This is a genomic window from Methylocystis sp. MJC1 (assembly GCF_026427715.1).
Classification (GTDB): domain Bacteria; phylum Pseudomonadota; class Alphaproteobacteria; order Rhizobiales; family Beijerinckiaceae; genus Methylocystis.
The window spans coordinates 3281095-3303841 of the sequence record NZ_CP107558.1; the positions used below are offsets into that span (position 1 = coordinate 3281095).

Sequence of the window (22747 nt, forward strand, 5' to 3'; positions counted from 1 at the left end):
ACTCCACCTACGCGCCGCCCTCCTTATCGCAGAGCGTCCTGACATCGAGCTTGTACGACGACGTCTCGTCCCGCCAGTAAGCGGGGCGTAACGCCTCGACCGGTTTCGGGAGCTGAGCGGAGCACGAACGCAATTCGCAAGATCACGCCCCACACAAAATAGTAGGGGATAGCGAAATACGGCTTCTCCATATTGTCTTCACCCAAAGACCCTATGAGAACGAGGATAACGAAGGACAATAAGATGAGAAGACGGTCCTGCCAAAGCCCCGGTAGCGAATTGGCGCGTGCGCGACAAAATGCTTTCAGCGACGCATGAAAGAGCTCGGCATGCATCCAAAGCCAAAGACCGAATCCGATGAGGCCGCTCCGCGCGAAAACCGACATCAAAGAATTATGCGGCTCACGCACCTGGATGCCGGCGACATTTCCGAAGGAGATCAGAGGAAATCCGTACCCCAACCCTGTGAGGAGCGTTGGGGGGTCGACCGTAACCCTCTCAAATAGGTCGGTCCACCATTGCATTCGTTGATCAACCCCCGATGCGGCTGCGGAAATGGCTGCGTTGCTTCCGTCCGAGATTCCGACCATCGCCGCGACGTGGTCGACAAAAAACGAGAGCGAGACCTGGCTCGTAAGACGCCCTGGGACACGCAACTCGAGCGTCTCAATTGCGATCAGCGCGATTAAAAGAAGCGGCGCAAAAGACAATAGCGGGCGTATCGCAGCTCTGCGCAATCCACACATCAGCAACAAGAGCGCGCCAAGTTGCATGTAAGCGGTGCGATTCTGGAAAACAACGATCACATAGGACGCCAAGCCTCCCGCCGCGAGCGCGGCCAAAGACGCGTGCTTCTCCGGCGGCCTTATGATGAGGCAGGCGGCCGCCCAGAAGATAATGACCTCAGCCGTATTGAAGATGCCGAACACTGGAACGGTTTCCCCGTGCTCCGTCGCAACGCCGGGTGACACCGCGATGATTTCCGTTTTGAAAGCAAATCCCACGCAGGCGTAAACGACAGCCACTGCAAGCATTGGGGGAATCCATCGAAACAACCGATCGACATCGATTGGCCGGCGGGCAAATGAATATCCGACGATCAGATAAAGTGAGTCGATCGCTTGGCTGGCGTCGCGGAGCGCCCAGAGGCCGTATTCAGACGTAAACAGAGCCGCCGAACCGATCGTATAGCCCGACCAGGCGAGGATGGGGAGCAGACGCACTACGGATCCAATTTCCCGCAACGAGGCCCTTGTGTTCAAAAAGAGCAAACCAATGAGCAGAGCAAATTCGCCGAGAGGGATCCCGAGGCTGGGCGCCTTGAATTGCGTGAAGCTCCACCCCAGGATGAGATTCCCGGCAAGGACCAGGGCCAACGCTAAATTGAGCATTCAATCCTCCTAGGCGCTGCGGACTCCATGGTCGGCTGTGCGCTCTCACTGTTGGCGGGAGCACCATATGTTTCGGCCCAGAAGAATGACGCTGCTAAGCGCCCATCCAATGAAGACGCCCAATAATCCAAAAACCGCACAGGCTCCTACGCCGATCGTCATCGTCGACGCCGTCCACGCGAATTTAGAAAGGGCTATGGATTTCATCCTGCCCTTGAGTCGAAGATCGAGCTCGACGACCGCGTTCAAGGCAGAGAGCACAGGGATCACACAAAGCCACAGTATCAGAGAAGGGCTGATAAGCGCGTCAAAAACACCGCGGTAGCAAAAATGAATGGCCTGCATGCCAATGATGAAGAACAGGAGCGCGTAGCCTACCGTCCAACTTAGTACTGTGCCCGAAAAGAGAGCGAACATCTTACGATAACGGTCTCGTTGATTTTCCGAATGATAGCTCGCCAGAGACGGCGCGGCCGCCGATAAGGTCGCTGCATTCGCAAGATTTACAGGCAAGATGAGGTTGAAAATTGCGCGGACAGCCGCTGTGGCCTCGAGGCCAATCATCGAGGGCCCCACCAAGTGAAAAATATTGCCTCCGAGCCAGTGGTTTGTTTGCGCGACAATCGCCCAGCGTCCATACCGCCAATGATCTCGCAACACCTCCCCGATCGTAGAGGAAATGTGCGCAAGCCTCAGCTCGGGACGCAGGAACATTACCATGATAAACAAGCAGGGAAGCGCCATCGCGCTCCCAACTGCGACGATTGCATAGGCAGGCGTCAATATCCCCGCGGCGTGCAGCGCGAAGAGAAAGCCCGGCGCCAATATGGCGTACGCCACCCCGCCAAGCGCGAACAGACCGTTGTAGGAATGCGTGTAGCAGAGCTGTTGTGTCATAGAGCGTAGGAATAACAGCGGCGCCGCGATAGCGGTGCCAATCATCGTCTCTGCGATGAGGGGCGACGCACGATCTTGGAGAATCGATCCGGCCAGCAATAGCCCAAGAGCCGCTAACGCGGACGTCGCAAGGTGCAGGGCTACGATCGCGCCCGTATAACGGCTTAATCGGTTGGCGTATCTGGTGGGTCCCAAGATTGGTATTGGCTCCGACACGAGCGCTTCAAATAGCATGCAGGTCACGATAAACAACGAATAGCAGAAGCTATACGCCCCGACATGATCGATCGGCATCCAACGGACGAGCAGAACTGTCACCAGGAAATTTGTGCCGGCGAAAATAGCTTGCTCGACAATGGCCGATAGCACCTTGCTGAAATGGAATAATGCGCTTTGCACTTTCCTCAAGCGGTCGAAGTCGAGCGCCGCCGCATCTGACACTTCGGGAACCTCCTCGACAGTGGCAGCCGAAGGTCCTTCCATTTTCGCCTCCAATCTCAAAGACGGGCACGTTTCTATTGATGCTCGATGCGTCCCACGGTACATCGTCGATCTCCTGGATCATCCACTCCGGGAGGCACCGGATTTTCTGCCTTGCCAGTACTATTGCTGGATATGACGATGTCGTTGCGGCCGAAAGCCGATGTCGCATTCCGAGCCGTGTTTATGACGGTATTGTTTCTTATGATGTCGCCCGCGGAATAGGCGATGATTCCAGCATCAAATCCGTCGATGTAATTTCTCTCCGCAACGGCATGCGAGCCGGCGATCTCGATCCCGATCCCGGTTTTCAGCGTCGTTTGCGCATAATTGTCTCTTACCTCTATTCCGTCCCCGCCATCGGTGACGATCGAATAGGCAATGGTGTTTCCGTCAGCGACGGGATTGATCCAGCTTGAAAAGCGATTTCGCTCCACCAGTAGATTTTGGCTCTCGCCCGCCTCTGGCGGCGAGTTTCCCTGGATCTCTATTCCCATGCGGGAAATCCCCCGCCCTATGTTGTCGGCGACGACAATATTGCGGCCCTGCTTCGGGACGCCCCCGAGGATGATGCTCATCCCCTGATAAACAGAGATGAAAGCATTGTGATCGATCGAGGAATTGTCGAGGTGATAGCCATAGACGCCGGCTCCGCCCACGCCGATATTCTCGAAACGGTTGCCCGATATCTGGGAGCGCTTGAGAAAATTAAACGTTAGTCCGTTGTTGCGCAACGTCGAGTTCAATATCCTGATGTCCGAGACTGAATTAGACGAGCCATTGCCGACAAGCGTAATCGCGCCGGTCATCGGACTGGCGCCATTTCCCAAAAAACAGAACGAGTCAATGGTGATGTCGTGACTATCATCGGGGTCGACGGTAAAAATCGCGCCTGCATTTGTGGCGCTCAAAATCGCGCCGTCTCCCCTATAGGCGATGCCTGATTTGAGGAGGACGCCGCTAAGGTGAAACATCCCTCTCGAGAAAACGAGGACATCGCCGGAGACTGACTCGATGATTGCTGATCGAACCGCAAGCGTGTCGTTTCCGCCTGATGGCGATATGATTCGTTCGGTTGCGCGTCCTTCTTCGACCGCCGTCCAAGTCGCAAACAGCACGACGCCGATTGCACTGACGCTGCGCCAAGAAGCGTCGCAGTCGTCGCGAGCTAAACTGAGCATATTGGCGCATTCAACGTTAGGGCGAAAGCTTCTCAATTCGGTCGCTCTCAGTAAAGGCAACGACGTTCGGCAACATAGCAGTGATTTTTTTTGTGGCTTCACGCCCAATGGTTTTGAGGCGAGCTACTCTGGAGTAGCTCGGATGAGCATTTCTCAACCGGCAAGCGGCGCCGCTAAAAAACGAGGGGACGTTCCGCGCGCGGCGTCACCGCGGCCTCGCAAAGACGCTCAACCCGTTTAAACGCCAGAACATGTAGAACTCGAGGTTTAATGTGAAGATCCTCATGAGCGCATTTTCGTGTGGCCCAGGTCACGGATCGGAGCCCGGCGTCGGCTGGAACATGGCGATCGAAACCGCACGGTTGGGGCACGTTGTTCATGTGCTGACCCAAACAGAATTTCGCCCCGAGATAGAAAGAGAGATCGCGGCTGGAGTCTTGCCTAAGAATCTTACTTTCGACATTTACATGCCGCGATGGCTCGAGGCGTTGCGAGATCGTGGCTTGAAGATGGGTTTCTTTTCGCTCACGTGGCATGCCGTGAATTTTCTCTGGCAGTTCTGCGCGCTTCAGCGCGCCTGGCGCCTTTACAGACACTCGGGCTTCGACATCATTCACCACGTTACGCTTGCGGGAATTCGCTATCCGACGCTTCTCGCTTCACTCGGTATTCCAACGGTGATTGGCCCTTTAGGGGGCGGCGAAAGAGCGCCATTCGCGCTACGCAAAAGCATGCCTTTGAAGGAGCGTCTTTCAGAACTTTTTCGCGACATGCATAATCTGGAATTGCAGATCGATCCATTTACCCGCTCGGCGTTCCGCAACGCTGCGCTCATTTTTGTCCGCTCGAAAGAGTCTCTCGTCGCCGTTCCGCCCCGATACAGAGACAAAGCGCTTGTCGATGTCGGCATGGGGATTGCGGAGCTCGCTAAAGCGCGGCCACAACTTCGCCCTCCAGGTAGTTCGTTCCAGTTGCTCTATGCAGGTCGACTTGTTTATTGGAAAGGAGCCCATCTCGCCATCCGCGCCGTCGCAGCGGCCCGCTCGCAGGGCGTCGACGCAAGCCTGACCCTTGTAGGGAGCGGCCCCGCAAGAGAGGATTTCGAGAAGCTGGCTCAGCGTCTCGGAATATCCGCGCATGTTCGATTTCGCGGTCAGGCGCCACACAGTGAAACGCTGGCGTTGTTTCGCGAACACCATGCCTTTCTTTTTCCGAGCCTGCACGATGCCGCCCCGACAGTCGTGCTCGAAGCTTTTGCAAATGGATTGCCGGTAATCTGCCTGGGGCTGGGCGGCCCCGCCAAAATGGTTGACGACGCCTGTGGTTGCGTCATCGACGCCGCGGATCGGAGTGAGGGGGAGTGCGTCAGCGCGCTTGGCGATGCAATAGCTTCTCTCGCATCGAATGAGGAGAAGCGTCTTGATTTGGCAAATGGCGCAATTCAGCGCTACCAGCGTTATAAGTGGCCCTCTGTTACGGCGGCTATCTACGCCGAGATCGAGAAACGTTTCCCAACCCAGAATCTCGAGAGTCGCACAGTCGAGCGGAGCCTTTCCGTTTGAAGCTGCGGGATATCGTCGAAGCGCGCGCTTCCTAGCGATCATAGCCGGGAACGCGCGCGCGACGACGTCCAACTTTTCTAGAGTGATTTTTATCTGGTCTCGGCGAAATTGGGTGCTGATCGTTGCTGGCGGCTTTTCTTCCCCGACTCCTGCGAAACGCCGATGGCTCTCTCGTAGATCTGCATCAGTGAATTATGATTCGCCTTCTCGGTGAAATTCCCGGCATATGTTTGATAAGCGGCTTGGCGCATATGACTACGCTCGACGTCGTCGGCGACCACGCGCCGCACTTTTTCTGCGAGATCCGACGGATCGCCCGGCCGAAATAACAAGCCGGTTACGCCATTTTCTAGTATCCCTCCGGCGGCGGCCGCCTGGCGTTGATTGCGGTTTTTGAGATAGCTGCCTGACGGGTGGCGCGATGATCGTGTCCACTTCTATTACAAGCGGACACTATCGCCGATGTCGCGCAACGATGACGATCCGCCGGCTCTCCGGCGCCGACGCCGATCCTGGTCTCTCGAAGAGAAGCGCCGGATCGTCGAGGAGAGCCTTGAGGACGGAGCTTCGATCGCCGAGGTTGCGCGACGGCACGACCTCAACACCAACCAGCTCTTCACCTGGCGCCGGCAGTTCGGCGTCGATCTGGCTGCGCCGCAGGACCTCGCGCCGATCCTGCCCGTGACGATCACGCCGGACACAGTGGGGGAGCATTCCGCTCCGGGGCCGACCGGCCAGATGGAGATCGTCCTCGCCGAGGGTGACCGGATCCTCGTGTGGTCCGATGTCGAGGCAGCCGCGCTGTCGCGGGTCGTGAAGGCGCTGCGGCGATGATCCCGTTGCCGGCGGGCTGCCGCGTCTGGATCGCCACCGGCCACACCGACATGCGACGCGGCATGCAGGGCCTCGCCCTTCAGGTGCAGGAGCAGTTGAAGCGCGACCCGCACGCCGGCGATCTCTACATTTTCCGCGGGCGCAGGGGCGACCTCGCAAAAATTCTCTGGCATGATGGCGTCGGACTGTCGCTGTATGCAAAACGCCTCGATCGCGGAAAGTTCATATGGCCCTCGGCGACGGCGGGCGCGGTGTCGATCTCGGCGGCGCAGATGGCCTATATGCTCGAAGGGATAGATTGGCGAAATCCGCAAATGACCTTTCGGCCGCAAAGCGCGGGGTGAATCGCAAAAAATCCAGGGCGGAGGCATTTTGGGGCGCCACAAATCGCAAGATATGTGATTCACTTCGCCTATGGACGCTGCTGCCCAGGCCCTTCTCGACGAAAATGCTGCGCTGAAAGCAGAGTTGGCCGTCGCACGGGCGAAGGCGTCGGAAGACACGGCGCTGATCGCCGCGCAAAAGCTTCAGATCGCCAAGTTGCAGCGGCAGATCTACGGGCAAAAGTCGGAGCGCGCTGCGCGGCTGATCGATCAGTTGTCGCTCGAGCTCGAAGAGCTGGAAGCGAGCGCGACGGAAGATGAGCTCGCGGCGGAGCAGGCGGTCACGAAAACCACGCTGGTCGCGGGCTTCACGCGCAAACGGTCCGAGCGCCACACATTCCCGGAACATCTACCGCGCGAGCGCGTCGTAATCGAGGCGCCGACGAGCTGCGCTTGCTGCGGCGGATCGCGGCTGCGGAAGCTCGGCGAAGACGTGACGCAGACGCTGGAGACGACGCCGCGTCAGTGGAAAGTGATCGAGACCGTGCGAGAGAAATTCTCCTGTCGGGACTGCGAGAAGATCACACAGGCGCCGGCGCCGTTCCATGCCGTTCCGCGCGGCTGGGCGGGGCCAAGCCTTCTGGCGATGATCGCCTTCGAGAAGTTCGGCCAACATCAGCCGCTGAACCGTCAGGCGGAGCGCTATGCGTTGGAAGGCGCGCCGATCTCCTTGTCGACCATGGCCGACGCCGTCGGCTCCATCTGTGCGGCGCTGGATCCGCTGCGGCGTCTCATCGAGGCGCATGTCCTGGCCGCCGAGCGCCTACACGGCGACGACACCACGGTTCCCGTGCTGGCGAAGGGCAAAACCGACACGGGTCGGTGCTGGGTTTATGTCCGCGACGACGCGCCCTTCGGCGGCGCCGGGCCGCCGGCGGCCATCTTTTATTACTCACGCGACCGCAAAGGCGAACATCCGCAGGCGCATCTGGCGGGATATGCTGGCATCCTGCAGGCCGACGCCTATGACGGCTACAACAGGCTCTACCTAGCGGACCGCAAGCCGGGCCCGATCCGCGAGGCGGCGTGCTGGGTCCATGCGCGACGCCCCTTCTTCGCCATGGCTGATCTGGATGAGAACGCGCGACGCAAGGCTGCTGGCAAGAAGGAAATCCCTTTGTCGCCCATCGCGATCGAGGTGGTGCGTCGCATCGACGCGCTGTTCGAAATCGAGCGGTCCATCAATGGAAAGAGCGCGGAAGAACGCCTGTCGGTCCGCCAGATGCTGAGCCGTCCATTGGTCGATGATCTGCGGATCTATATGCGCGAGCAGGCGGCCAGGCTCTCGCGCGGGCACGACCTGGTCAAGGCTATCAGTTACATGCTCAAGCGCTGGGCCGCGTTCACGCTTTTCCTTGAAGACGGACGCGTGTGCTTGTCCAACAACGCTGCAGAACGAGGGCTAAGAGGCATCGCGCTGGGAAGAAAATCGTGGCTGTTCTGCGGGTCCGATCGCGGAGGGCAGCGCGCTGCGGCCATGTATAGTCTCATTGTCACGGCCAAAATGAATGGCGTCGATCCGCAGGCATGGCTCGCAGACGTTTTGTCCTGTATCGCCGCCCATCCCGCACATCGGCTTGAAGAGTTGCTGCCCTGGAACTGGGCGATACAAGGTCCGGTAATCTCCGCTCGTGCAGCTTGATCATGCACGTCAACAAAGTCTCTCACGTCACGACAATCAATCGGGTCGCCTCGGACCTCGGCGAAAACGAGGATTGGCTGTTCGACGTCGCCGCCGAGATGGAGCCCGAGGACGGGCTCATATGGGTGTCGGGGATCGGCGACGACGCCGTGATGGCCTTCACCGACTTCGGCGTCGAGAATTTAATCGAACTAATCAAAATGCATAAAAACGATCCGACGCTCCTCAGGCGCTGAAACAGCCCGACTGCATCGCCTGCGGCCTACGCCGGATGGCTACATTTTCTATGATCTCGCCCATCGGCCCGAGGTCTGGCGCAATGACCGGCGTCCCTTTGCCAAACGCTTCGACGATAACGCGCGGAAAATTCTCATAGCACCGCGACGATACGACAAGCGCTTCTGCGTTTCCGATAAGCTCGTAGACGTTTTCCATATCGACCTGTCCGAGCCATTCGATAGCAGGCTGTTCCTTAGAAGCTTGCTTGACGCGCCCGGCCAGTGGACCGTCGCCGATAATCTTGAGGGGAACCGCGCAACCAAGCGCACGCCACGCTTCGAGTAGAACGTCGATACCTTTTTCGCTCGAAAGGCGCCCAACATAGATAACATAGCCGCCGCGCCCCGAGCCTGGTTGGGCGTCACGGGCGAGGAAGTTTGGCTTCACCAAAATTTTACCGGCTGGGAGGCCGCCGGCTATGAGCTTGCGACGGCCGAACTCGCTTAAGGTGATGTACATATCGAGGGCGTCGCGCCATGTCCCGAGGGCTCGGTGGACGCTGAGCATTGCGGCGACAACCGCGGTCGCAGCATGGCTTTCACGGTAACATTTATTTGCGATCGCGGGCCAAGGGAGTTGTTTGCCGAGGCAATCTTCACATACCGCGCCTTGACGAAAGAAAAGCCCGTTGGGGCAGAGAAGGCGGTAGTTATGCAGCGTCTGAACGACCGCCGCCCCTTCGCTCTTTGCGGCATAATAGGCAGAGGGCGAGATCAGCGGGAGTGTGTTGTGAAAATGTACGACTTGCGGACGCCTGTCACGCACAATCGCGCCTAGATCATTGAATGTTTGCCTGCTCCAGATGGTTTTGGCGGCGAGCGTAAGCGGCGCCATCCCACTGAGAGCATCGTTATGCACAAAATATTCGGTCACGTTGTGGCCATGTGACCTCAGCATTTTCACTTCGTCCTCGACACACTGGTCCTCTCCGCCTCGTAACTGATAAAAGTCATGCGCGACAACGATATCCATCGGAGAGCCCTCATTGGCTTAGGAAGGAAGATGTGCTCGCGTCAGCTCCTCTCTTCTGCGCATAGTTGCCCGTTTGTGAGTGAGTGAGCGCTTTTCGCCAAGTCGCCGAGAAGCGCGAGAATGCATTCCAAGCGATCCCACTGATCGTTGTCCTGAAGCTCCCAAGAATGGCCCCATAGGTGAAATACGCCCCCTCGGGTGGTGGCCTCGCAAGCAAGCGAGCGCGCCAATACCGGCCAATCACGCGATCGGCCGTGGGTGATGAAGCGCCAGATGCCTCTGAGCGCGGCTCTTTTTAGCGTGTTTCTTGCGTATGCCATTGCATCGTGGGAGTGGGCTTGAATAGTTGTCGGCATCAGCATGATGCCGCCCACGCGTTGCGGTAGATCGAGAGACAGGAGCGCGACGCTGCGAAACCCGACATAGCCCGCTTTCTCCGCCATAAGGATATGCTGGCGGCCGTATTTTCCTTGAGGCGGGCAAAACATTCTGCAACTGGCGCCGGTGACATGCTCGACCCAGGATTTCGATCCCAAAATCTCCGCCTCTGCGCGTGCAAGGGGAACCTCGGTCAGAACTTGGTGCCCCAGCGTATGGGCGCCGATCTCGTATGCGGCGCTCAACTCACGAATTTCGCAGTCGGTAAGAGTGGGTTTCTCGTTGGCGCGAGGGATGTAGAACGTGCCGGATAAATCGAATTTCGCGAGAAGGTCCGCGACTCGCAGATCCAGCGGATGTCCGTCGTCCCAACTGGTCGTAATGTAGGTTTTGGAGGCCACGGATTCGGTTCTCCCTGAAAAGTTGCAAAGGCGGCTTTCTAAGCGAGAGAGCGCAGCAAACTCCCAAACGAGCACTAGCGCTCGAGCGCGCATCTTTGAATTGATCAAAGGTAGCGGCGTCCAGGTTGCGCCCTCGAAGTCGTGGTAATCCGCAAGCCCCCACGGGAGACGCGCCGCGTGATGATTTGCGTCCGGATCGGGCGCTTTCCTCAGCCGGGCTGGCTGACCCGGCGATTATGAAGACGGCGTTCCCAATCGAGCGCCTGATGCACGATCAATTCGAGATTGTCGTATCGCGGCGTCCAGCCGAGCTCAGATTTTATGCGTTCGTTCGACGCAATGACGGCTGTGGGGTCGCCCGGCCGTCGCGCCGTGAGCTGCGTCGGGAAATCAACACCAGACGCCTTCTTGACCGTTTCGATCACGTCCAGAACCGAGAAGCCATGCCCATAGCCGCAATTGCAGGTTAGACTTCGCCCGCCGGCGCGCAAATGCTGCAATCCGTCCATATGCGCCCAAACCAGATCGTTGACTTGGATATAGTCACGCAAACAAGTGCCATCCGGCGTGGGGTAATCGGCGCCGAAGATTTGAAGGCGCGGTCGGACGCCGAGAGCCGCCTGAACGGCGGCTTTGATCAGATGTGAAGCGTTCGACGTCGATTGACCGGATCGTCCTCTCGAGTCGGCGCCTGCGACGTTGAAGTAACGAAAAATGACATAAGAAAGACCGTGAGCCTTGGCCGTATCCTCGAGCATCCATTCGACCATTAATTTCGAACGCCCGTAGGGGGAGAGCGGCGTGAGTGTTGCAGTTTCCGCGACGGGGTTGGATTCGGGATCGCCATAAACCGCCGCGGTTGACGAAAAGATGAAGCGCCGGACGCCTCCGGCTACGGCGCAGGCGAGCAGCGTCCGGGCCTTGGCCGTATTGCTGAGATAATAGTCCAGCGGGGCGGCGACAGAATCGGGAACCACGGTCTTAGCCGCAAAATGGATAATCTCGTCAATCTCATAGCGTTCGAGAACGTCTCTCAGCAGCTTCTCGTCGCCAAAGTCTCCGACGACCAGCGGCACGCCCTCGGGAACGGCCCACCGGAATCCTGTCGATAGATCGTCGAGAACAACGACCTTTTCGCCCAAATCTTGAAGCTCGAGAACCATATGGCTGCCGATGAAGCCGGCGCCGCCCGTGACGAGAACTGTCATTATCGCCTCACGTCAATGAATGCCCAAGCTCAGGCATAAGGTGGAAGCTCAGGCATGATGTGGAAGTGATTTATCGTGACGTGAAGAACGATAGAGACGCAGCGCCGCCAACGCCCAGCGAACATGCGGCGTACCTCGGAAGACGCAACCGCTCAGCGCGTTTCTATGCGTACTTGATCTTTGCAATCGGCTCGAACTTAACCGTAGTTTTTGTGGTTAGAATGCAACAGTCTGCAAAATGTGCCGTACGTACGTAAGATTCTCGATTGCGAAGATCGCTATATGCATGAGACTTTCACACGGGACTATCTAAAGCGTAACGCATCTTATCGTCGCGTAGCTCAACGAAAAGGATTATCAAATCCATGCGAGGCTTGATCCCCTTCACGGGCCTGCTGTTGCTGCCGCTCGCCCTCGAGGGATGTTTCACGCCCGGCTCTGGACCGCAGATCGAGGCAGTCTACGCAAATGCGGTAACCCAAGAGGGCGAGGTAATCCGCCCGAATTACGAGCTGATAGAATACTCTAGCCCGATCCTGGAGATCCTGCGGCGCCGGTCCAGCGAGTCCCTCTTTGGCCACTTTGGCGGCGGCCGCCTGGGTCCTTCGCAGGTCACAATCGGCGTCGGCGACGTCATCGGGCTTTCGGTCTACGAAGCCTCCGCGGGAGGGCTTTTCACGCCGGCCGCGACGGATACGATCCGGCAAGGCAATTACGTGAACTTCCCGCAGCAGGTCGTCGAGCAAGACGGAACCGTGAGCGTTCCTTACGCCGGTCGAATCATGGCGAAGGGAAAGACCACCCGGCAGCTCGAGCAGGAAATCGTCAATCAGCTGAAGACCCGGGCCGTCGAGCCGCAAATCGTCGTCAGCCTCATCGATTCGCGTTCGAGCCTCTTTTCGGTTCTCGGCGAAGCGCAGAGGCCTGGCAGCTTCCCCATCAACTGGTCGGGGGAACGGCTGCTGGCGGGCCTCGCTCTCGCGGGCGGCCCGAAATGGGCCGATTACGAGACCTCCATCACGATCAATCGTGGCGGCAAGACTGCGACGGCAATGCTGCAAAATGTCATTGCCAATCCCAGAGAAAATATCTTCCTTCGTCCCGGGGATTCGGTCTTTTTGCGGCGCGAGCCGAGATTCTACACAGCGCTCGGGGCAGCAGGCAAAAGCGGCCATTATCCGATCGATGTGCCCAAGATCACCCTCGCCGAGGCGGTGGGCCGCGCTTCGGGCCTTCTCGATACGCAAGCGGATCCGACAGGCGTGTTCCTGTTGCGCTGGGAGAGAAAACAAGCGCTCGAGAGAGTCGGGCGTCAGGTGGCGAGCTATGTCACGCCGACTGTCCCAACCATTTATCATTTTGATCTGAGAGACCCCAATCACCTGCTGGCTTCCCAGCAGATCGACGTCATCAACAGCGACGTCATCTACATCAGCAATGCGCCAACCGTCGAGCTGCGCAAAACGCTTCAGGTTTTCGCGGACCTCTCCTACATAACGCTGAACGCCGCCCAAACCGGTTTCGCATTGAGCCACTAACTCGATCGCCGATCAGCTTCTGTTTTGCGCGTAGCGGGAATGGCTCCATTTGGCGTGGACTTTTTGCTTGAGCGCACGAATGCGCGCTTCATGCCACGCCCAGAAGCTTTCGGAGCTTCTGACCCGCTTCGGCGATTGCGTCCGGATAAGAGGTTTGCCCGAGAGCAGCGCTCCGACCGAGACATTCAAGGTCGGGGCAATGGCGCTGGATCCGGAATTCGCATTCGACGCGACGCGCGACGCGGCTGCGTCCTCGAGCTTGAAAGGCGAGTTGATCTGCGCAAGATACAGCTTCGCTCGTCGGCAGTAATCGATCGAACGGGCTGTCATGCGCTCCTCTCCAAGGCCGGCCCGGTATTTCATCAATGCGCGGCAGACATCGCCATTCGAGAGACGCCAGGCTTTCGCGAGATAACTGACTCCATAGTAGATATTCGTTCGAGGGATCGAGAGATCGCTCAGGACGCCCTTGAACCCCATCATGGCGGCGGTGCTGGGGAGCACTTGCATCAACCCGATTTCCCCTACTGCGCCCCTCGCTTCAGGGTCATAAGCGCTTTCGATATAAGCGACAGCCTGGGCGAGATCTTCTGGAACGCTCCTTATCTTTGCCTCAGCGCGGACCATGTCGATCAGCAGGACCCGAGATGTCGCATCCGGAGTAACCGAGGGGAGAGGACCATAGGCAACGCGCGCGGCTTGCACGGGCAATTGCTGTCCCACTGTCGTCGCCGCGTCGATCTCGGGAACCGCCTCATGCGCCGACATGGCGGCCTCTGTGACAGCCGGCATTTGTGGTTGATGGCAAATATCCGAAGCGAGTGCGCCCGATAGCAGGCAAATCCCGAAGGACGTGCGCGCCGGACGGAACAACGCCGACAATCGCTGGCTCTCATCACGCTGCATTGGATGCTCGCATGTCAGCACAAGTCTTGTTTATTGGGTCACGGCGCCCTCGGGCGGCTCCGCCCATAGCGCCCCGCGCCGAGCGTTGGTCGGCGTTTCAACGACAGCGCCCGGGCCACCGCTGGTGTCGTGAAACGAGATCCGCTTGATTGGTTTGGCGCCATTCAACTAGCGCCTTTGTGGCTCCGTATTCCTGGTCGGGCTTTCAGCCCGCCGGGGACACCCCCCCCAAGGCGAGCTGTTCAAACGGAAATGGTATGAGACGCAAAAGGCCTAAACCCTTTCCTTTGGCGCCCTGTCTGTTTGCTGAGGCTGGATTTCCGCTTCGCCCTTGGCGCCGTGCGCCGCCAAGACCTCGGCGACACAGCTTGCCAGCTCCTCGGCGTAAGGCGCCGTGATCCTCACATGCGTCGGCAGTGTGAGAATGGAGCGCACGAAGGCGTAGATATTGCTGGAGCGCCCGGGAATGGGCGCGTTGGCGGCAAGTTCGTGCACGTTAGGATACAGCACGAGGCCGATATCATATCCACGCCGCAGCACTTCCCGATAAACGCGCTCCCGGTTCTCTTTTCCGACGACGATCGGATAGCTGAACCAGGACGACGACGCCCGCGCTTCCTCATCCGTTTCCGCAGCCGCCGAAATGTCCCGGAATTTCTTGTCGTAGATCGCGGCGATCATCCGCCGATGCGCGATGATGCGTTCGACATCGCTGGATTTACGATTCCATTCCGCAAAGGCGCTCAAGTACGGGCGCGTCGTGATCGTCTCATCCAGGGTTGGCGTTTCGATCAGAACCCGTGGAATGAGATCGGCGATCTTCCCCTGCTGCACGCTCAGTCTTCGCGCCCGAAAGGCGAAGGGAAACGCCTGCGGACTAGTAAGAAGAGCATAGCGCAGCATCGTCTTCGCCATTCCGAGATATTGTCGCGGGCGCAGGCGCGGCCAGGCCGCCACTTCCCTGGAGAGCGCGTCGAAAAGCTCGGCGTCTCTCGTGGCGATATAGCCGCCCCAGATGAAGTTTTGAATCTTGAAACCCGAAAGGCTGAAGACGCTGGCATCTCCGAAGACGCCTACCGGCTGGCCGTCGAGCGTCGCCCCGAGAGCGACGGCGCAATCCTCGAAGACTTTCACGCCCTGGCGATGGCACAAGGCGACGATTTCCTGCGTCTGGTTCTGGGTGACGCAATAATGTGTGAGCAGAACACAAGCGACGCCGTCGTCGATGAGAGAACGCAAATGGCCGACGTCCACATTTGTGGAATTGGGAAGGCAATCGACGAACACCGGCTCGCCGCCTGCGAACCTCACCATGTTGACGACATCCGCAATCGTCATAGGCGACATCACCACTCGGCGCCGCGCGCCCGTCAGAGCGCTTTTGACGAGAAGGTAAAGCCCCGCCCGCGCGCGACCGAGTGGGATGATATGGGCGCCGCCCAGCCTCTCCGAGCTTTGCGCGATAAAGGTTGTTTCTGATTGCGCGTTCCCGAAAAGCCAGGATGTTAGATACCGCATCGGGTAAACGATCTGCCTCGGCTGGACCATTCGGAAAACTCCCCATTTACTTCAGGCGCGCTGACAGGACCGAACGTGGTCAAGACGCACGAAGCGCGTCATTCGCTGTCGCTGGTTTCGTAGCAATGCCGGCGCTCGAGCCGCGCTCCAGAATGGTCCCGATATGGTCGGCAAGCCGAAGCGCCAGGGCCACAATGGTCGTTGTCGGAAAATCGCCGCCCGCAGTCGGGAAGACCGAGCTGCCGGCGACATACATGTTCGTGGTTTCGTGAATGCGGCAGTTCGCATCGACGACGCCGAGCTTGGGCGACTCATGCATGCGCGTCGTTCCCATGTGGTGCCAGCACCCCTCTTGCGAAAAGCTGTCCGGCCAGCCGTTTTCGACGATCGACGGGTCGAGCGTTACGTCGGCGATTCCAGCACGGCCCAGTTCCGCCGCGATGAGGGAGACCGTGCGGTCAATGGTCCTCTTGGTTTGGTCGCCGAGGCGCCAATCGACTTTCACCCTGTTCAAGCCGAGCTGGTCCCTCGCCATGGAGAGCGTGACGCGGCTATCGGGATTGGGGGCCGGTTCGCAGATGACCTGAAGCCGTGTGTGGTCGATGAGCGACCTCATCTGCAGCGAACCCATCTGCAGATAACGCGCGGCGATGAAGCCCAGCGTATTGAGCGGCTGCGCCGCCAGAGTCAGAAACTCACGCAGCAGCGGGCGCTGCACCTCTTGAACGCCTTCGAGCCGACGCTTGAGGCGGACAAGCGCGTCTTTGACGCCTGTATGTTCGCCGGGGAATATCGGCACGAAAGTGATGTTCGTGTTCAAAAGCCTCTCCCGCTCCCGCGCGCGCGGACTCAAGGAGAGATGCCCGGCGATGCAGGTCCCATGGGCGGCGACCGCATCATTGCGGTAGTGGAACTTGGCGTCATAGAGCATGTTGTCGGACCATCCGTCGCGAAAGCGAACGGTTCCCGTCGTCAGACAGGGGTGATCCATGAAAAAGCGCCCGACCAGATCATGATGATTGCCGAGCCCCTGCGGCCGATCCTTATTGGCCAAGAGAAGCAGGCGGGCGTTCTCTATGCCCCCGGTCGCCAGGATGAAGATCTTCGCCGAGACAGTCGCCGAGCGCCCGTTCAACATTTTCAATCGCGCAGAGCGAACCGACTCTCCGCCTTCCGTCGAGATGTCCGTGACATTCGCATTGAGGAAGACTTTGACGTGTCGAGCTTGCGTCAATTGCGACCGGTAGAGCTGCCCAAATCGAACCGGCGGGCTAAACTGAGAAATGACGTCGACAACATCGTCGCCGACATAGGCGTGCCGCCGAACATTGCGGCGTCCGATCGCATCCACCCAGAAAGCCGCGTCGAAATTGGTCGGCCCAAGCTGCAGAATAGAATGGGTTCGCTCATAATAAGGCTCGAGCTCTGATTTCTCGAAGGGCCAGCCGCTATACGGAACCCAATGACGCGCGACAAAGTCGTCTTCCTCGAAGGGTCGGCACCAGCCGCCCCAGCAATTGCTGCTTCCGCCGAGGTAGCGGCTACGACAGCCGTCAGCGAAACGATAGGGAAGCCCAACGCTCTCGCCACGATAGAGATCACGGTTGGCCTCCGCGCTCAGGAATCCGCCGCTCTCGATAAGACAAGCCTCTATGCCGCGCTTTTCGAACTCGAGCGCGAGGGTGATCCCCGCGACGCCTCCGCCTATGATGCAGATTTCGGATTCTATCTTGTATTCATCGTCCAAACCTAACGCGTCGATGAACATGATCCGTTTTTCCTTGAATAATTTCGGATCAAGCAGACCACGGCAGCAATATTATATCAATAACGAGGAGTGTTGAATTCTGGATATGCTTGGTAGCAAAAGGGCCTAAGCCGAATGGGCTAGCTATGAATTTCTAAAGACTAGCGTAATCAATTGGGCTTTATGTGCTGACGCGCGATTGCATACGAACGGTCGCCCCAGCGGCAAGACGCCTTATCGGAGCCCGGGCGCCGCCGGGTGACGAATACTTAGGCGTCACCGGGGCAGGCCGCTTTTTGCTTCTTCTGAAATTAGTTCTTTGGATAGCCGCATTGGCGGCGATCAGAGATAGGGAATCTCCAGCGTGACGGGCTGGTCGCGAGATAGGCGGCGCGTATTCAAAAGAAGCGCCACAATACAAACCGTCATTGCGAGCGAAGCGAAGCAATCCAGAGCAGCGATGCGGCCCTGGATTGCTTCGTCGCTTACGCTCCTCCCAATGACGGCATCCCTTTGGAGTCCGGTCGCCGGCGTCACGACGGCCAGCCGCTATTAGCGCTAACATCGCAAGGCGGGCATGGCTCGTAAAGGAAAGCGCGCCACCGTCCGGGCGCTCGGCAAGAGCGCGCCTCGGCATCAAAGCGCGACAAAACGCCGGAGTCAGCCGTCTGCTGGCTCCGGCGAAATTCAGGAGACAGGAAGAAGCGGCTGCTGTCAGCCGATCAGCCCCGTGATGTTGTGGAGCACGATAATGAATCCCGCTGCGATTGCGGCGACGACAACGAGGGCCCTGAATAGCTCTTTGCTGTTGTGGGCTGTCTGCATGATTTGTTTCCTCCAGCAGTTCCCTTATCGGGCTTTGCAAGGAAAGGTTAGGACTGGCGCTAAATTATCTCAATGAATATTACATGCGACAAATATACGCATCTGATTTATTTTAATAGTTCTATATTATAATACTTCTAATCTCATCTTTTTCTACAGTCTCTTCCATGCAACACCATTCCAGCTTTCCGTGTGTTGTCGCGCGCGGCCGCCCTGGCGCGAACCAGAGAGTTGTTCATACGGAATTCGCCTGATTGGTTCGTTGTCATTCCCGAGTTCGCGAAGCGACCTATCGGGAATTCAGAGCAAAATCACTGGTTATTTTGGCTTCTGGATTCCGGTCGGTATTTCAGCCCGACGGGAATGACGCGCCCAATGCGAGTTGCACAAACGAAAACGTTATCAGATATCGAAAAAGAGCGCTTCGGCGTTGTTTTTCGCCCGGTCGCCCATTTCTTGAAGAGAACAATTGTCGAGCACGTTCGACAACGCTTCCTGGGCCCGCTGCATGATCCTGCGCACGGCGCAGGTGTTTTCGTCGAAGCAATCTTCACAGCGCCGATAGCGCGTCTTGCTTGCGCAAGGAACGGGCGCCAAAGGCCCGTCGATCGCGCGCACGAGCTCGCCGACGGTAATCTCGCTTGCCGGGCGCGATAAAGCGTAGCCGCCGCCCTTCCCCATCTTCGAATGGACGAATCCCGCGTTTCGCAGCTCGCAAAGGATAGCGTCGAGGAATTTTTTCGGAATTTTTTGCTTTTCGGAAATCTCCAGCACCGGGACCGGGCGGCCGGGCTCCGACTGCGCCAGATGCACCATGGCCTTGAGGCCATATTTTCCTTTTTTCGTCAGCACGCGGCGATAGTCCTGAAAACAGCTTTCCGCTGTTAGCGCCGCGCGGCCATTTAGTCAACTATTTCGATAGATTATAGCGGCTACCGTCGGCGGCGCTCTCCCAAAAAGCGGGGTTTCGCAGCGAGCCCACAGCAAAAAGACTCGGCAAAGGGAGGCCGCCCGCCCGGCGAATGTGGGCGGCGCTCATAGCGCCGTTGAAGCTGCCGCCGATAATGGCGATCGTCGCGTCCGCGGTCCTTCTCCGAGAGCGCGACCGCCAGGGCTCAAAAGCCGCCGCGCCCCGCCTGCAGCTTCAACAGCGCCGCTACAAGCGCATCGACGTCCGCGCAGGTATTGTAGAAGGCGAGCGAAGGCCGCACCGTCGCCTCCAAGCCGAAACGGCGCAGGATGGGCTGGGCGCAATGGTGGCCCGCGCGCACCGCGATGCCTTCCCGGTCGAGCGCCATACCGACCTCCTGCGTGTTGTGGCCGTCGAGCACGAAGGACAGCACGGAGGCCTTTTCAGCCGCTGTGCCAATGAAGGTCAGTCCCGGCACCAGGCGCATTTTCTCGGTCGCATAGACGAGAAGATCATGCTCGTAACGGGCGATGACCTCCATGCCGATGCTCTCGACATAATCGAGCGCGGCGCCGAGACCCACTGCGTCGGCGATATTGCCCGTGCCCGCTTCGAAGCGCTCCGGCGCGCCCTGATAGATCGTCTTCTCGAAAGTGACGTCGGCGATCATATTGCCGCCGCCCTGCCAGGGCGGCATGTTTTCGAGCACCGAGTCCTTGCCGTAGACGACGCCGATGCCGGTCGGCCCGAAAACTTTGTGGCCCGAGAAGATGAAGAAGTCGCAGTCGATCGACTGCACGTCGACCGGCATATGCGAGACGGATTGCGCGCCGTCGATCAGCACGCAGGCCCCGTGGCGATGCGCCATGGCGGTGATCTCGCGCACCGGCGTCACCGTGCCGAGCGCATTGGAGACCTGCGTCACGGCGACGATGCGCGTCTTCGGATTGAGCAGCTTCTCATATTCTTCCAGAATGATCTGGCCACGATCGTCGACCGGCGCGACGCGCAGCCGCGCGCCTTTCTCGGCGCAGAGCATCTGCCAGGGAACGATATTGGCGTGATGCTCCAGCCAGGAGACGACGATCTCGTCGCCCTCGCGCACATTGCGGCGGCCCCATGCCTGGGCGACGAGATTGATGCCCTCCGTCGCCCCGCGCACGAAGATAATGTCCTTGACGTTGGGCGCATTCAGGAAGCGGCGGACTTTCTCGCGCGCGGCCTCATAGGCGTCGGTCGAGCGCGCCGCCAGCGCATGGGCGGCGCGGTGGATGTTGGAGTTTTCATATTCGTAGAAGTGCGCCAGGCGGTCGATGACCGATTGCGGCTTCTGCGTGGTCGCCGCATTGTCGAGCCAGATAAGCGGCTTGCCATGAACCTGCTGCTGCAGGATCGGGAAGTCGCGCTTCACCCGATAGGGATCGAAGACCTGCCGCGTCTCCGAAGAACTGGGCGAGAGCTGCGGCGCGAAGCCCTGCGGCTCAGCGGTGGGCTGCGCCGGTGCGGCGGCGGGATGGCCGCCGGTATGGCTCACGAAGTAAAGCGCGTCGCTTGCGGCGGGGCCGGATTGGCCGGGCGTCGGGAAGCTCTCGAAGCCACTCGAAAATTGCTCGCCGCCGACGGGCGGCGTGACCAACGAAGCGGAATCCGAGAGACGATGCGGATCTGCTTCCGACGGCCCCGAGATGGCGACGCGCTCCGGTGCGGCGGGAGCCCTGGCCTCGGCCTCCGCCGGCGCGCTCGGCGCGGAAACCGGAATGTTCGGCTGTCCGAGCTCGGGCTGCGGCGCGACCGCCGGCGTATGCGGCGGGAGATAGGACGGCGCGGGCGCGGCCGGCGCGCTCGCTGGGACCGCGCGCTCATGCAGGAAATAGAGATTATCGACCCCAGGGCTCGCGCCCATCCCGGCGGGGCCGATAGCTTCCGGCGCGTCGGCATGGCTTTGCGGCACGAGCGACATGTCGGCGGCGAGAAGCCGCGGAATGAGGCTGTAATCGACGTCCGAGGGAATAGCGGAGGGCGTGGAGCTTCCCAGCGATGCGCCGGGTTGCGGAATCTGGTCGAGGCCGAGCGGTCGCGTCGGCGACTGCAGTCCGGTCGGCGCGGCAGGCGCGGGGAAATTCGGCGTGGGGATGACGGAGAGGATTGTCGTTGGCGGCACGTCGGGCGGTCCCATTTGGGCGCGGGCGGGGGCGAGCGGCGCGATCGTCGTCACGACGGAAGGCGCCGGCGCGTCGGGCAGGCTCGGCGTCAGCGCGGGCGGACCGAAGGGCAGCGCGGAATTGGCCAGCGGAACCGGCGGCTGCTGGAAAAAAGCGTTGGCCAACCGCGCGATCATATTCGGGTCGATCGTCGGCGCGGCGTGATGGCCCGCGTCCTGAGCGGGGAGATTGTCGAGCGGCAAATCGGCGGAAGCGGGAATGGCGGGCTTCGCAGGCGACATGAAGGCGGCTTCCTCGGCGTGAAAGAGAGCCGGCGACGCTGGGCCGCCGGCGTTGTTGCGATCAGACGCGCTTGTCGTCGTATTCGTGGAACTTGCTCACATCGACGTCTTCGAGCACGCCGAGGGCGTCATGCGTCAGCACTGCGGCCGAGCAATAGAGCGAGATCAGATAGGAGGCGATCGCCTTGCGGTTGATGCCCATGAAGCGAACCGACAGGCTCGGCGCCACCTCGCCCGGAACGCCGGGCTGGAACAGGCCGATGACGCCTTGTTTCTTCTCGCCGGTGCGCAGCAGAAGAATATTCGTCTTGCCGTTCTCGTCGATGTAGAGCTTGTCGCTCGGCACCAACGGCAGGCCGCGCCAGGTGATGAAGGGCGAGCCGAACAGCGTGACGGTTGGCGGCGGCACGCCGCGGCGGGTGCACTCGCGCCCAAAAGCCGCGATGGCGCGCGGATGCGCCAGGAAGAACGCCGGCTCCTTCCACACCTTGGAGATCAGCTCGTCGAGATCGTCCGGTGTCGGCGCCCCCTTGCGGGTTTTGATCTTCATCGACGGATGCGCATTGGCGAGGAAGCCATATTCCGCATTGTTGATGAGCTCGGCCTCCTGCCTCTCCTTCACCTTCTCGGTGAGGAGACGGACCTGCTCCTGAATCTGATCATAGGGATGGTTGTAGAGATCCGACACGCGGGTCTGAACGTCGAGGATCGTCGTCACCGCATTCATCGAGTATTCGCGCGGCGCGTCTTCGTAATCGACGAAGGTCTCGGGCAGATCCGCGTCGCGATCGCGCGCCGGGCTGCACTGCACGACGGCGTCGCTCAACGCCGACGATTCCTTGACGCGGTTCAGGCGGTAGATGCCGGCTTCGACCGGCACCCAAGGCAGGAAGGACACGAGCCAGCGCGGCGTGATGCCCGACCATTGCGGGCGGGTTTTCGTTGCGTTCGCGAGCTGGCGCGCCGCCGCCTCGCTCAACGTTCGGCGGACTTCGGGTTCTGCGGTCATGCAATCGTCCTAGAAGGGTCGACGGGAACAGACGGGCACCGCGCGGGAGGGCGCACCGTCTTTTCAAATACAAGAGATCGCTAACATGTTGCTTGCGACAGCGCGAACTCTACACGTTATCTCCCTGGATTCAACCGTATTTCAAAGAATAAAAACATTCGTAATTTCTACTATATTTGAAAATATATACAAATACGACCAGCCTTCCGCGTTGCTGGAGGGGGCGGTGTTGATGACAGGGCG

General features: G+C 59.4%; 19 protein-coding genes. 6 read left to right on the forward strand and 13 right to left on the reverse strand.

The genetic code is table 11. The features are described from left to right. Nucleotides 1-23 precede the first annotated feature (23 nt). Genes OGR47_RS15745 through OGR47_RS15755 form a run of 3 tightly spaced genes read right to left on the reverse strand, consistent with a single transcriptional unit; the run spans nt 24 to nt 3985 of the window. A complete protein-coding gene (locus OGR47_RS15745) occupies nt 24-1391 on the reverse strand; it encodes a hypothetical protein (protein ID WP_165056115.1) in 1368 nt (455 codons plus the stop codon). 45 nt (nt 1392-1436) lie between these two features. Beyond that, on the reverse strand, nt 1437-2771 hold the full coding sequence (locus OGR47_RS15750; protein ID WP_165056113.1) for a hypothetical protein: 1335 nt from the start codon (nt 2769-2771) through the stop codon (nt 1437-1439). 32 nt (nt 2772-2803) lie between these two features. Further along, complete coding sequence (locus tag OGR47_RS15755) at nt 2804-3985, reverse strand: hypothetical protein (RefSeq protein ID WP_165056111.1); 1182 nt, start codon at nt 3983-3985, stop codon at nt 2804-2806. A 305-nt stretch (nt 3986-4290) separates the two neighbouring features. Here OGR47_RS15755 and OGR47_RS15760 point away from each other — a divergent pair, with 305 nt between their 5' ends. Continuing rightward, the gene (locus tag OGR47_RS15760; protein ID WP_206527516.1) at nt 4291-5511 is read left to right on the forward strand and encodes a glycosyltransferase family 4 protein; all 1221 of its coding nucleotides are present in this window, start codon (nt 4291-4293) and stop codon (nt 5509-5511) included. An 89-nt stretch (nt 5512-5600) separates the two neighbouring features. Here the strand turns inward: OGR47_RS15760 and OGR47_RS15765 are convergent, their stop codons facing one another. Then, complete coding sequence (locus OGR47_RS15765) at nt 5601-5843, reverse strand: glycosyltransferase (protein WP_216697927.1); 243 nt, start codon at nt 5841-5843, stop codon at nt 5601-5603. A 130-nt stretch (nt 5844-5973) separates the two neighbouring features. On the opposite strand from OGR47_RS15765, the gene tnpA reads away from it, so the two are divergent. From tnpA to OGR47_RS15785, 4 genes are all read left to right on the forward strand, one after another. Then, nucleotides 5974-6345 (forward strand): IS66-like element accessory protein TnpA, encoded by a 372-nt coding sequence (gene tnpA, locus OGR47_RS21940; protein ID WP_165056339.1) that lies wholly within the window; start codon nt 5974-5976, stop codon nt 6343-6345. Next, nucleotides 6342-6689, forward strand: coding sequence for an IS66 family insertion sequence element accessory protein TnpB (tnpB, locus tag OGR47_RS15775; protein WP_165056340.1), 348 nt, complete (start codon nt 6342-6344; stop codon nt 6687-6689). Before tnpA ends, tnpB begins: the two co-directional genes overlap by 4 nt. 70 nt (nt 6690-6759) lie before the next feature. Continuing rightward, entirely contained in the window at nt 6760-8370 is a 1611-nt protein-coding gene (tnpC, locus tag OGR47_RS15780) for an IS66 family transposase (protein WP_165056342.1), read from the forward strand. A gap of 2 nt (nt 8371-8372) precedes the next feature. After that, a complete protein-coding gene (locus tag OGR47_RS15785; RefSeq protein WP_165056343.1) occupies nt 8373-8606 on the forward strand; it encodes a hypothetical protein in 234 nt (77 codons plus the stop codon). Here the strand turns inward: OGR47_RS15785 and OGR47_RS15790 are convergent. The 3 genes from OGR47_RS15790 to galE all read right to left on the reverse strand — a co-directional run bounded on the left by OGR47_RS15790 (nt 8596) and on the right by galE (nt 11608). Then, nucleotides 8596-9621: a glycosyltransferase gene (locus tag OGR47_RS15790; RefSeq protein ID WP_165055729.1), complete on the reverse strand. Its 1026-nt coding sequence runs from the start codon at nt 9619-9621 to the stop codon at nt 8596-8598. The two genes, OGR47_RS15785 and OGR47_RS15790, sit on opposite strands and share 11 nt — an antisense overlap. A 41-nt stretch (nt 9622-9662) precedes the next feature. Next, nucleotides 9663-10400, reverse strand: coding sequence for a polysaccharide deacetylase family protein (locus OGR47_RS15795; RefSeq protein WP_165055730.1), 738 nt, complete (start codon nt 10398-10400; stop codon nt 9663-9665). A 209-nt stretch (nt 10401-10609) separates the two neighbouring features. After that, nucleotides 10610-11608 carry a UDP-glucose 4-epimerase GalE gene (gene galE / locus OGR47_RS15800; protein ID WP_165055732.1) on the reverse strand — a complete coding sequence of 333 codons (999 nt, stop codon included), beginning with the start codon at nt 11606-11608 and terminating at the stop codon, nt 10610-10612. A 365-nt stretch (nt 11609-11973) separates the two neighbouring features. Between galE and OGR47_RS15805 the strand changes: the two genes are divergently transcribed. Continuing rightward, nucleotides 11974-13146: a polysaccharide biosynthesis/export family protein gene (locus OGR47_RS15805; protein ID WP_165055733.1), complete on the forward strand. Its 1173-nt coding sequence runs from the start codon at nt 11974-11976 to the stop codon at nt 13144-13146. 12 nt (nt 13147-13158) lie between these two features. On the opposite strand, the gene OGR47_RS15810 is transcribed toward OGR47_RS15805, so the two are convergent. The 6 genes from OGR47_RS15810 to OGR47_RS15835 form a co-directional block, all read right to left on the reverse strand. Then, nucleotides 13159-13938, reverse strand: a complete 780-nt coding sequence (locus tag OGR47_RS15810) for a lytic transglycosylase domain-containing protein (protein WP_165055784.1) — start codon at nt 13936-13938, stop codon at nt 13159-13161. Between the two features lie 387 nt (nt 13939-14325). Further along, nucleotides 14326-15600: a DegT/DnrJ/EryC1/StrS family aminotransferase gene (locus OGR47_RS15815; protein WP_165055735.1), complete on the reverse strand. Its 1275-nt coding sequence runs from the start codon at nt 15598-15600 to the stop codon at nt 14326-14328. 49 nt (nt 15601-15649) lie between these two features. Continuing rightward, the gene (locus OGR47_RS15820; protein ID WP_165055737.1) at nt 15650-17338 is read right to left on the reverse strand and encodes an FAD-dependent oxidoreductase; all 1689 of its coding nucleotides are present in this window, start codon (nt 17336-17338) and stop codon (nt 15650-15652) included. A gap of 1206 nt (nt 17339-18544) precedes the next feature. Beyond that, complete coding sequence (locus tag OGR47_RS15825; protein ID WP_165055739.1) at nt 18545-18994, reverse strand: RrF2 family transcriptional regulator; 450 nt, start codon at nt 18992-18994, stop codon at nt 18545-18547. Nucleotides 18995-19257: 263 nt separating this feature from the next. Continuing rightward, nucleotides 19258-21495, reverse strand: a complete 2238-nt coding sequence (locus tag OGR47_RS15830) for a family 2A encapsulin nanocompartment cargo protein cysteine desulfurase (RefSeq protein ID WP_165055741.1) — start codon at nt 21493-21495, stop codon at nt 19258-19260. Between the two features lie 61 nt (nt 21496-21556). Continuing rightward, a complete protein-coding gene (locus OGR47_RS15835; RefSeq protein WP_165055743.1) occupies nt 21557-22504 on the reverse strand; it encodes a family 2A encapsulin nanocompartment shell protein in 948 nt (315 codons plus the stop codon). Nucleotides 22505-22747 lie beyond the last annotated feature (243 nt).

Bases quoted from the DNA above. Each gene is read 5' to 3' on its own strand.
- galE (WP_165055732.1), bottom strand. From the start codon at position 11,608: ATGACAGTTCTCGTCACGGGCGGCGCCGGCTTCATCGGCAGCCATATG.
- OGR47_RS15815 (WP_165055735.1), bottom strand. From the start codon at position 15,600: ATGGTCCAGCCGAGGCAGATCGTTTACCCGATGCGGTATCTAACATCC.
- OGR47_RS15810 (WP_165055784.1), bottom strand. From the start codon at position 13,938: ATGCCGGCTGTCACAGAGGCCGCCATGTCGGCGCATGAGGCGGTTCCC.
- tnpB (WP_165056340.1), top strand. From the start codon at position 6,342: ATGATCCCGTTGCCGGCGGGCTGCCGCGTCTGGATCGCCACCGGCCAC.
- OGR47_RS15835 (WP_165055743.1), bottom strand. From the start codon at position 22,504: ATGACCGCAGAACCCGAAGTCCGCCGAACGTTGAGCGAGGCGGCGGCG.
- OGR47_RS15745 (WP_165056115.1), bottom strand. From the start codon at position 1,391: ATGCTCAATTTAGCGTTGGCCCTGGTCCTTGCCGGGAATCTCATCCTG.
- OGR47_RS15760 (WP_206527516.1), top strand. From the start codon at position 4,291: ATGGCGATCGAAACCGCACGGTTGGGGCACGTTGTTCATGTGCTGACC.
- OGR47_RS15750 (WP_165056113.1), bottom strand. From the start codon at position 2,771: ATGGAAGGACCTTCGGCTGCCACTGTCGAGGAGGTTCCCGAAGTGTCA.
- tnpC (WP_165056342.1), top strand. From the start codon at position 6,760: ATGGACGCTGCTGCCCAGGCCCTTCTCGACGAAAATGCTGCGCTGAAA.
- OGR47_RS15790 (WP_165055729.1), bottom strand. From the start codon at position 9,621: ATGGATATCGTTGTCGCGCATGACTTTTATCAGTTACGAGGCGGAGAG.
- OGR47_RS15785 (WP_165056343.1), top strand. From the start codon at position 8,373: ATGCACGTCAACAAAGTCTCTCACGTCACGACAATCAATCGGGTCGCC.
- tnpA (WP_165056339.1), top strand. From the start codon at position 5,974: ATGTCGCGCAACGATGACGATCCGCCGGCTCTCCGGCGCCGACGCCGA.
- OGR47_RS15805 (WP_165055733.1), top strand. From the start codon at position 11,974: ATGCGAGGCTTGATCCCCTTCACGGGCCTGCTGTTGCTGCCGCTCGCC.
- OGR47_RS15820 (WP_165055737.1), bottom strand. From the start codon at position 17,338: ATGTTCATCGACGCGTTAGGTTTGGACGATGAATACAAGATAGAATCC.
- OGR47_RS15830 (WP_165055741.1), bottom strand. From the start codon at position 21,495: ATGTCGCCTGCGAAGCCCGCCATTCCCGCTTCCGCCGATTTGCCGCTC.